The sequence below is a fragment of the bacterium genome (genome assembly GCA_020440705.1).
Classification (GTDB): Bacteria; Krumholzibacteriota; Krumholzibacteriia; order LZORAL124-64-63; family LZORAL124-64-63; genus JAGRNP01.
The window spans coordinates 1-6,263 of the sequence record JAGRNP010000172.1 but is presented as its reverse complement, the minus strand read 5'-3'; the positions used below and the strand labels follow the sequence as shown (position 1 = coordinate 6,263).

The 6,263-nt window shown below is 76.0% G+C and carries 2 protein-coding genes; both read right to left on the bottom strand.

Annotation, left to right across the window (positions count from 1 at the left end):
* Positions 1-2,891 (bottom strand): hypothetical protein (locus KDM41_16805; GenBank protein ID MCB1185087.1); only part of this gene is annotated, 2,891 nt, incomplete at its 3' end.
* A 60-nt stretch (positions 2,892-2,951) separates the two neighbouring features.
* Positions 2,952-6,263 (bottom strand): S8 family peptidase (locus KDM41_16800; protein MCB1185086.1); only part of this gene is annotated, 3,312 nt, incomplete at its 5' end.

Below are 6,263 nucleotides of genomic sequence, written 5' to 3'. Positions count from 1 at the left end.
GCGATCTCCAGGGCGCACAGCCGGCGGCGCCAGGCCAGGTACTCGCGACGCTGGCGGTCGGCTTCGGCCCAGGCCGCGCGCGTGTCGTCGGCGGCGACGGGCAGGTCCTCGCCGGCGAGGCTGTGCAGCACCGGCACGACCAGGGCGCCGCGCGGCAGGCCCGCGTCCGCCCCGTCGGGCGCCAGGAAATGCCAGCGGTCGCCCGCCAGATCGAGTTCGCCCGAGCGCACGTCCGACCAGAACGCCGCCGCCCGGCCGGTGGTGGGCAGCCGCACCGTGCCGGCGCCCTCCTCGGCGAAGCGGCGTTCGATCCAGGACACCTGTCCCGCCAATTCGTCGGCCGCCTGCAGCCGCGACTCGGGCACCACGCCGCGGTCGACCAGGCGCAGCACGGGCGCCCGCGTGTCGGTCAGGCCCAGGCAGTAGGCGCTGCCGTAGACGTGCAGCCAGGTGCCGAGAAGCTCCTCGAGTTCGGTGCGCTGCCAGACGCCGGCCGAGAGCACGCTCAGATGGCGGCGGCCGCGTCCGTGCAGCAGGGCGTGCAGCTCCTGGATGCCCACGCGCCCCTGCCGATGCAGGCGCCAGTGCACGGCGGCGCTGTCGAGGAAGACCCACGAGGCGTCGCTCCCCTCGAACACGCCCCACATGCCGTCGAGTTCGGCGGGCACGAGGCTGAGCTGCGCCGCGGTGCCCGCCACCAGTCCGGCCTTGCGCACCCGCTGGCTGAATTGGCCGGCCCAGGTGCGCAGGGCGTCGCCGCCGTCGCCGCTCGCGAGGGCCGGCGCCTCGGTGCCCAGCCCCGCGATCCGCTCGACGTAGCGGTCGTGGAGCGGCAGGGCGCCGACGGGCCGGGGCCGCACCTGGCGGAAGTCGAGCAGGTCGCCGTTGTGGGTCTCGACCAGACGGGTCCAGTGGAAGAGGGCCAGCAGCCCGTCGGCGCCCGGCTCGCGCGAGGCGATGAGCTCGTCGAGCAGGGCCAGGGCCTCGGCCAGGTCGTGCACGCGCCCCGAGGGGGGAATGAGCGTGACCGGACCGACCACCGACGACGCCACGCGCCCGAGGCTCTCGAGGCGGTCGAGCCGGTCGAGCACCACGCGCCATTTCTGCTTGCCCTCGCCCCAGGCCGCGATGACGTCGGCCGGATTGCCGGTGGTGACGATGGTCAGGTCGCTGCGGCCGAGATCCGGACGCAGTCCCGCCTCGGGCAGGGCCGGGGCCGCACCGCCCCCGCTCCAGCCGAGGGGATCCGGGCGGGTCCACAGCAGGGGCAGGGTCCAGGCCTCGAAGGTCGCATCGACCGCGCGCTGGGCGGCGCTGTCGAGGATGAGGAAACCGTAGAGGAAGGCCGAGGCCGCGTCGCCGCGCCGGGCCATCTCGCCGATCCCGGCGCGCAGGGCCAGGTCGGCCGCGGCCACGCGGCTGCGCACGGCGAGGAAGTGCAGCCCCGCCTGCACCGCGCCGGCACCGCTGCCCTGCTGCCAGGCCTCGACCAGGGACGAGCTGTGGGGCGGCTCGAGGCCGGCGTGGCCCCGGTCCGGGCGCCAGCCGGCCCGCCAGGGGCCGGTCTCGGCCAGGGCCAGCCGCAGCAGCGCCCCCGATTCGAGACCACCCGCGGGCAGGCGGCTCTCCAGGACCGCCGCCACGTAGTCGGCGGCGGTCCACGGCGCGGGGGCCGCGGGCCAGGTGTCGTCGATGGCGCCGAGGGTCGCGGCATCGGCGGCCAGCAGGCGCCCCGCGCAGGGCGCGAGGAATTCCTCGAGGGCGTCGGCGTCCTCGCCGGGCGCCCAGTGGGCCAGATCGCGGGGCTCGTTGTCCCACCAGAAGACGATGGCCACCCGGCCGTCGGGCTCCAGGGCCAGGGACGCCCAGGCCGGGGTCGTCGGCGCCGACGGATCGGGCTCGGGCCGCCGATGCTCGATGCGCGCGATGGCGTCCTCGTAGCGGCCGCCGGCGGCGCTGCCCGGCGCGAGTCCGGCCGACTGCATGGAGCGCAGGGCCTCCGCATAGCGCGGCACCGCGAAGTTCATGGCGTGCACGTTGGCCAGCAGTTCGAGCATGCGCACCCGCGCCTCGTCGGCGCGCGGCCCGGGTTCCGGATGCACGAGCAGGTAAGCCCGGTACAGGCCCACGCTGGCGGCGCCGCGCGCCAGCAGCCGGTCGGCGGTGCGGGCCTCGAGCCAGGCCCGCTCCTCCTCGAGGCGTCCGGTCGCGCCGAAGTAGCGCGACTGCAGGAGCTGCAGGAAGACCTCGGCCCATTCCTCGGCCTCGGCTCCGCCCGGCCGCAGGTGCCCCTGCTCGACGAACGCCTCCACCAGCTCGCCGCCCTTGCGGGCCATCCACAGGCGGTCCTCTTCGGTGAGGGGCAGGTCGTGGCGGACGAGATCGACGCTGAACGGCCGGCCGGTGCGGCTGGCGGTGCGGAACAGCCCCTTCAGCAGGGGCACGGCCGAGCCCGGCTCCTCCTGGAAGAGGCGGCTGCGCGCCACGAGGAACAGGGCCGACTCGAGGATCGGCTGGTTGGTCTCGGCATCGTCCTCGGGCCGCAGTTCGGCCCGCCGCACGCCTTCGCGCACGACGCCTTCGCCCTGCGTCGCGAACGCGTCGCGGAAGGCCCGGTTGGCCCGCGGCCAACGGCCGGAGCGGGCGGCCTCGGGGCCGGCCGGGGCCGCGCGGCTGAACAGGCGGCGCACGCCGTCGCCGATCTTCTCGGTCACGAAGCGGCGACCCGGCGAGGTCTCACGCAGGTCGCAGGCGTCGCGGTAGCGCCGTTCGGCGGCGGGGAAGTCCCCCACCTCGAGCGCGTCGGCGGCCGCAGCCAGGAGCTGCCAGTAGTTGCTGCCGTGCGCGGGTCCGGAGGCGCGGGAGTCGCTGTGGGAGGAGAAGTTGTCCATGGCCGGAATCTACCACGGAACCCCCGGGCCGGGCAGCAGGAATTCCGGGCCCGGCGCGGGTCAGCGGGTCAGGAGCACGCGGGTGGTGAAGCGCTCGCCGCCGGTGCGCACCACGGCCAGGTAGGCCCCGGCCGCGAGACGCCGGCCGCCTCCGTCGCGCCCGTCCCACTGCAGCACGCCGGCGGCGTCGGCCCCTGCGAGTCGCCGCACGCAGCGGCCCCGCAGGTCGTAGACCGCGAGCTGGGCATCGCCGGGCAGCACGCCCGTGGCCGCGCGGAAACGGATGCGCGTCGAGCCCGGATTGGGGAAGGCCTGCAGGCCGCCGAGGACCGCCGCCGGCGCGGGCGCGGGAGTCGTCAGTTCCTGCAGCGGGTAGGCGCCGCTGCTGCGCTGATCGCCCCGCGCGAGCCCCCAGGTCGCGGCCGAAACGGGGCCCGCCCAGCGCGGGGTCACCATCAGGCTCGCGTCACGGGTCTCGACCAGCAGTTCGACACCGTCGCCGAGGGGCACGAGCGCCGCGCCGAGATGGCTCACGGGCACGATCTCCTCGCCGCCCACGCTGGCCGGGGTCTTCTGCAGCAGCGGATCGTCGGCCACGCCCGCCTGCCACCAGCCCGTCGTCCCGGCCGGCAGCTCCGTCAGGCCGTAGAGGATCTCCGACCACTGCACGTGGAAGGGGGCCGCCAGGTCGGTGCCGTAGGCGCCGGGCGGCGGGGACACCACCGGCGTCCCCAGGATGGCACCCTGCAGGTCGAGCACCCCCTCGGCGGTCGACGCCGCCGCTTCCCAGGCCTTCAGGTCGGTGGCCGCGGCGGCGCCTCCGGCGTAGAGGCGCCCGATGCCGAGGGACCAGCGGGCCGCGGCGCCGGCCAGGCCGTTGTCGGCCAGGCCCACCAGGGCCACGTTGAGTTCGCCGGTGTCGTAGCGCCCGGCCACCACCGGATACCCGAGCTGCAGCCAACCGCCGCCCCGCGGCGCCGGAACCACGACCCCGTCGTACGCGGCCGGCGTGCCGTCGCCCCGGAAGACCCGCATCACGAGCTGCCCGCTGGCACCGTCGCGCACGGGCTGGACCACCTCGTGCTGGCCGTCCTCGTCCAGATCGACCAGCAGCGGCGGCGCCTCCAGGGTGCCGCCCAGGTCGCGCGGCCAACCGGGCCGCAGGGCGAGCTGGTCGTCGAACGCCCCCAGCCAGCCGTCGGCGAAGGCGATCACGAGACTCTCCTCGGTGCCGGGCCCGAGGCGGCCGGCCGCCGGCGCCAGGGGCACCTGATGCCCGAGCGTCGCCGTCGCGTCGGGTTCCGGCGCCGCCCCCACGCTCGCGTTCCACGACCAGGTGCGCGCGATGCCTTCCCGGTCGACGACGAGCACCCGCCGGCCGCCCAGCGCCGTGCGGAAACCGACGGGCTGCGTGAGGCGCCGATTGAAGGCCAGGTCGACCGTCTTGACGGCGCCCGTCCCGTCGAAGAAGTAGACCGAGCCGAAGTCGGCCGCGACGACGATCTCGTCGCCGGCGATCCCGTCCATGTCCATCACCATGGGCTGCGTCAGGCCGCCCTGGGCCGAGACGCCGGGAAAGACGAAGACCGGCCAGCCCGGCCGGTACTGGCCCGAGGTGTCGGTCACGTTCAATGACCGCGCGACCGGATCGACGAGAACCCGCGAGGGCGCGATCAGCGACACGCCCGCATGGGGCGCGAGCCGGCCCCAGCTGGGCGCCCCGGTGCCCACGCCGGGCAGGGTGCGCACGCCGCCCGCGGCGCTGAAGCCGTCGGCTTCGCGCAGCCGCAGGGTGACCGTGCCGGCGCCCCCCAGGCTGCGCGCCACGAGGAAGGTCCACTCGCCCGGTGCGGCGGTGAGATAGGCGAACTCCGACACGCCGGCGGGATTCTGGTCGACCAGCATGTCCGGTGCGGCCGCCCGCCCGTCGCCGGTGGCGATCCGCACCACCTCGAGGGAGACGTCGAGGCCGCCGGCCGGCGCGGCCTCCACCAGATAGCGCACGCCGGGACAGACGACCAGACGCCGGGCGGCGACCCGCCCGGTCCAGTCGAAGGTGAAGCTCGCCGCATCGTCGCGCCCGGCCACCAGGGGCTTCAGCACCGCGTCGACCGCGGCGTCGATGCGCAGCAGCCCCCAGCCCCGCGCCGGGTCGTGACCCGAGTACGCCGGCAGGTTCACGCTGCCCAGGCCGTCGGCCGTCTCAGCCGCGGGCACGAAGGCGGTCGCCAGACGCAGCACCGACTGCCGGGCCTGGACCTCGGCCCGTCCCGCGGCCGGGGCCAGGCCGTTCTCGCGCAGGGCCTCGTCGAGCAGGGCCGCCGCGCCCGCCACGTGGGCGGCGGCCAGGCTGGTGCCGAAGCGGCCGCTGTACGTATCGTCGGGATCGTTGTCCGCGGCCACGATGCGTCCGCCCGCAGCCAGCAGTCCGCCACCCGGCGCCACGAGGTCGGGCTTCCCCTGCCCCGCGAGACCGCGCCCGCTGAAGGCGCTGACCTGTCCGGCGGCGTTCACCGCCCCGACCGTGAGCACGTCCGGCAGCAGGGCGGGATAGCCCGGACCCGCCGGGTCGTCGCCCTGGTTGCCCGCCGCGGCCACCGGCAGCAGACCCGCATCGACCAGGGCCGCGACCGCCGCACCGATGCCCGCGTCGACGTCCCAGTTGACGGCCATCAGCACCGTCCGCACCCGGTAGGTGGCGTGATTCGCCAGCAGCCAGTCGCAGGCCGCCAGGAAATCGCCCGCCCAGGCGTGCCAGGTCTGATCGTAGTCGTAGAACTTGACCACGGTGAGGCGGGCACCGGCGCTCACGCCCCGGTAGTCCGGGTCGACCCGGCCGGATCCGGCGACGACCGAGGCCAGCGCCGTGCCGTGGTAGTGGTAGTCCCAGGGGCCTGCGGCCTGCGGGAAGTCGTCGGTCACGTCGTGCCAGCCCACGACCTTGTAGCCCGCGAAGAGGGGCCAGCCCCCCGCCGCGTCGAACCAGTCGGCCGCGTCGCCCACAGCCGGGGCCGGGCCGTCGATGTCGTCGTCCGGGGCGTCGCCCAGATCGCCGTGGGCCGTGTCGACGCCCGAATCGAGGATCGCCACGGTGCCCGACCAGTCGTCACCGAGGTCGAGGGTGCCGGTGCTGGCGGCGTCGACGCCGATCAGCGGGCGGCTGTCCACCAGCGCCGGGACGCCGTCCCGGTCGAGCAGGATCCGGCCCGGACGGCGCTCCGCCAGCAGGGCCCGCAGGCCCGCCGCGTCCACGTCGAGGACCGCGAAGCCGCCGCAGCTGTCGCCCGCCTGGAGCAGACCGCAACGCCCACCCGCGCGGTCGGCAGCGTCGCGGGCCGACGCCAGGGCGCCGGCGCCCGTCCCGAGCGCGAG